The 3,392-nt window shown below is 70.3% G+C and carries 4 protein-coding genes; 2 read left to right on the top strand and 2 right to left on the bottom strand.

Features of this window, described 5'->3' with window-relative positions; translation table 11 throughout:
• The coding region (locus AB3X43_RS05355; RefSeq protein ID WP_369428837.1) for a PmbA/TldA family metallopeptidase at positions 1 to 380 on the bottom strand (380 nt) is incomplete at its 3' end.
• 61 nt (positions 381 to 441) lie between these two features.
• Here AB3X43_RS05355 and yjgA point away from each other — a divergent pair.
• Together yjgA and mog are read left to right on the top strand one after the other, a co-directional pair.
• Positions 442 to 1,071, top strand: coding sequence for a ribosome biogenesis factor YjgA (gene yjgA / locus AB3X43_RS05360; RefSeq protein ID WP_369428838.1), 630 nt, complete (start codon positions 442 to 444; stop codon positions 1,069 to 1,071).
• On the top strand, positions 1,064 to 1,690 hold the full coding sequence (gene mog / locus AB3X43_RS05365) for a molybdopterin adenylyltransferase (protein ID WP_369428839.1): 627 nt from the start codon (positions 1,064 to 1,066) through the stop codon (positions 1,688 to 1,690). Before yjgA ends, mog begins: the two co-directional genes overlap by 8 nt.
• A gap of 16 nt (positions 1,691 to 1,706) precedes the next feature.
• Here the strand turns inward: mog and AB3X43_RS05370 are convergent, their stop codons facing one another.
• The gene (locus AB3X43_RS05370) at positions 1,707 to 3,221 is read right to left on the bottom strand and encodes a right-handed parallel beta-helix repeat-containing protein (protein WP_369428840.1); all 1,515 of its coding nucleotides are present in this window, start codon (positions 3,219 to 3,221) and stop codon (positions 1,707 to 1,709) included.
• Positions 3,222 to 3,392 lie beyond the last annotated feature (171 nt).

Raw genomic sequence — 3,392 nt, forward strand, 5'->3', positions numbered from 1 at the left:
GCCGCCGTGTCCTCGGCGGTGAAGCGGGCGATGTCGAAGGCGGCCCGCACCGTCTGGCGCAGCGCGGCCGGCGAGAAATCGGAGGTGCTGGCGTTGCCGCGGCGCTGGCCGATGTAGACCGAGACGCCGATGGCCTTGTCGCGGTTGCGCTCGACGTTCTCGATCTTGCCCTTGCGCACCGACACCGACAGGCCGGCCCCCTCGGACACCTCGACCCCCGCATCGCTCGCGCCGAGCGACTTGGCCAGGGCCAGTGCGTCTTCCACCAGCGTGCGGAAGTGGTCCCGCGAATAGGAGAAACCGGAATCAGGACGCTCGGCGGCGGCGTCCGCCCCCTCGGCAGCGGCAGCGGGACGGGTCTTGGCAGTCTTTGCAGTCATGTACGGGTCGGGCCGGTGGTGGTCGCTCGTATCATAGCTGTCGTCTTCACCCCCACCGCCCATGCACCCGAACGACCACTTTGACCACGACGACGAGGCCGCACCGGCCCGCGACGACGACTTCGCCGACCGCCCGAGCAAGACCCAGCTCAAGAAGGAGATGCACGACCTCCAGGCGCTGGGCAAGGAGCTGATCGAGATGCCCGATGCGCGCCTGGCCGCGCTGGGCATGCCCGAGTTCCTGCTCGACGCCTTGCTGCAGCTCAAGCGCACCCGCTCGCACGAGGGCCGCCGCCGCCAGTGGCAGTACGTCGGCAAGCTGATGCGCCGCGTCGATCCGGAGCCGCTGCGCGAGGCGGTCGCCTCGTTCAAGGTGCCCGGCGCGAAGGAAACCCTCGCGCTGCACACCGCCGAGCGCTGGCGTGACCGCCTGCTGGCCGAGGACGATGCCCTCACCCAGTGGATGAGCGAGCACCCGGACACCGATGCACAGGCCCTGCGCACGCTGATCCGCAACGCCCGCAAGGACCAGCTCGCCGCCGCCGCCGCGCAACCCTTCGAGGGCGCCGCCGAACGCAAGGGCCGCGCCTACCGCGACCTGTTCCAGCGCATCAAGTCCGCACTCGAAGCGGCAGCCAAGGCAGACGAACTGGCCGACCAGGACCTCGACGAGGAAGACGACGATGAGTGACCCCACCGCTGCGGCCACCTCGGCCAGCCTGCCGCCGCCTGAGCCCGTGCGCATCGGGCTGGTGTCGATCAGCGACCGCGCCAGCAGCGGCGTCTACGAGGACAAGGGCCTCCCCGCGCTGCAGGAATGGATGGCCCGCGCGCTGCACAACCCGGTCACCTGGGTCACGCGGCTCATTCCGGACGAGCAGGACGGCATCAGCGCCACGCTGCGCGAGCTGGTCGACGTGAACCGGTGCGATCTCGTGCTGACCACCGGCGGCACCGGCCCCGCGCTGCGCGACGTGACACCCGAGGCGACGCTGGCCGTGGCCGACAAGGTGATGCCTGGCTTCGGCGAGCAGATGCGCCAGATCAGCCTGCGCTTCGTGCCGACGGCGATCCTGTCGCGGCAGGTGGCGGTGGTCCGTGGCCGGGCGCTGATCCTGAACCTGCCGGGCCAACCGAAGTCGATCTCCGAGACGCTGGAGGGCCTGCCGAATGCGGTGCCACCATGCCCGGGCATCTTCGCGGCCGTGCCCTACTGCATCGACCTGATCGGCGGGCCGTACCTGGAAACACGCGACGCCGCCTGCAAGGCCTTCCGCCCGAAGACCGCGCAGCGACCGGCGCGCGGCTGAATCCGAGCGCACCGGTTCACTGCTCGACGGCGCCCAGATCGGGTGCGGCACCCTTGGTCACCCGCGCCTGGGTCCGCCCGACAGCATCGAGCTGCCAGAGCATGGGCACCGCCGCGACGCCCGCCGGCGCCGACACAGCGGCATCCACCAGCGCGCCGCCCGGCTGCGGCACCCAGCTCCCCGCCACCAGCGGCGAGCGCAGTCCCTCCAGCGGCGATGCGGCCTGCAGCAGCTGCCCTGTCAAGGCATGCCACTGGTCCGTGTCCTGCCAGCCGATCGACAGCCAGTTGCGCCCGAGGTTGACCACCCCCCCGGTGATCCAGGGCAGCACCACCGACTGGCCCGCGCGCAGGCTCTTCTCGGACACCGTGCTGGCGAAGACGATGGCGTTGTTCCACACCTCCGCCCGCTCCTCGGTGGTGGAGAGCTGGAAGACGGCTGCGCCGCTGCCGGTGACGATCACCGTGTTGTGGAAGAACTGCAGCACGCCCTTGCGGAAGATCGGCTCCCCCCACTGCGCACCGGGCGTGCTGCCGTAGTGGTCGCCGCCGTAGTGGATGACGCTGCCGGTGTCGCCGTCCTTGCGGATCTGGTTGCCGTAGACCAGCGTCGTGCGGTAGTCGGCCCGGGACAGCGCGAGCAGCGGAAAGTCCTCCGCTTCGACCAGATCGATGGCGTGGGCCCCCTCCTCGATGCGGTTGTAGCGCACGACGAGGCCGGTCGAGCGGTCCTTGATCGCGTTGCCGAGGGCACCCGCGCGCAGCGGGCCGTAGACGTTGTGCTCGATCACGACGCCCAGGCCCTGTGTATAGGTGTTGTGCTCCGACTCGCTGCCGGCCAGCCCGTTGCCACGGATGACATTGCCCACGAGGCGCAGGTTCTCGGTGATCGCGCCGCTGCCGTCATCGGTCGTGCGGCTGAAGACCCCCATGACGCAGTCGGTCAGCTCGTTGTCGGCGACCGTGATGTGGTCCCCGCGGTCGATCCAGATGCAGGCCCCGAAGTCGGCGTAGGTCTTCATGGCCCCTGCCGCATCGCGGAACTGGTAGGCCGGGTGGGCGCGGGTGATCTTCAGTCCGTCGATCTGGACGTAGGACGGTCGGTCGGTCCAGGCGTCCGACGCCAGCGACTTGACCATGGCGATGGCGCGGCTCTGGAAGATGTCGCTGCCCGCGCCCTCGAACGCTGCAGCCAGCGCAGCGCGTGTCGTGGCTGCCTGGCCATCGATCACCGGCCGCTCGCCGTTCGGTCCGCGCACACCGCAGACACGCACCGGCTGCGCTGCCGTGCCGTGGGCGGCCAGCAGGAACTTGCCGTGGTAGGGCGCAACGCTGTAGAAGATGCGCACGGTGTCGCCCGGCGCCAGGCGCTCCCAGGGCACCTGGTCCAGCGAGGCCAGTGCCTGCCCGGGACCGACGGCATAGTCGGTGCCCTGTCCGGACGGCACACACGCCGGCCAGGCCACCAGCGGACGCTCGTCCGGCTGGGCGAAGGCCTCCGTCATCGGCTCGACCATGGATGCCGGCGACACCGCTGCGCCGGAACCTCCTGCCCCTGCCGCAGCATCGCCTACCTGCGCACCGCCGCCGCAGCCGACCTGCACCAACGCAAGGACGAGCGCGCAGGCGCCCAGTGGGAAACGCCTGCCGAACCTGGATCGACCTGATTGCATGGACTGTCCTGGTACCGTGATGTATCAGGA

It is taken from the genome of Sphaerotilus sp. (genome assembly GCF_041083715.1).
In the GTDB taxonomy this organism is placed as follows: Bacteria; Pseudomonadota; Gammaproteobacteria; order Burkholderiales; family Burkholderiaceae_C; genus Sphaerotilus.

What these genes read in the sequence shown, in the direction of transcription:
- mog (WP_369428839.1), top strand. Translation starts at nt 1,064, where the DNA reads ATGAGTGACCCCACCGCTGCGGCCACCTCGGCCAGCCTGCCGCCGCCT.
- yjgA (WP_369428838.1), top strand. Translation starts at nt 442, where the DNA reads ATGCACCCGAACGACCACTTTGACCACGACGACGAGGCCGCACCGGCC.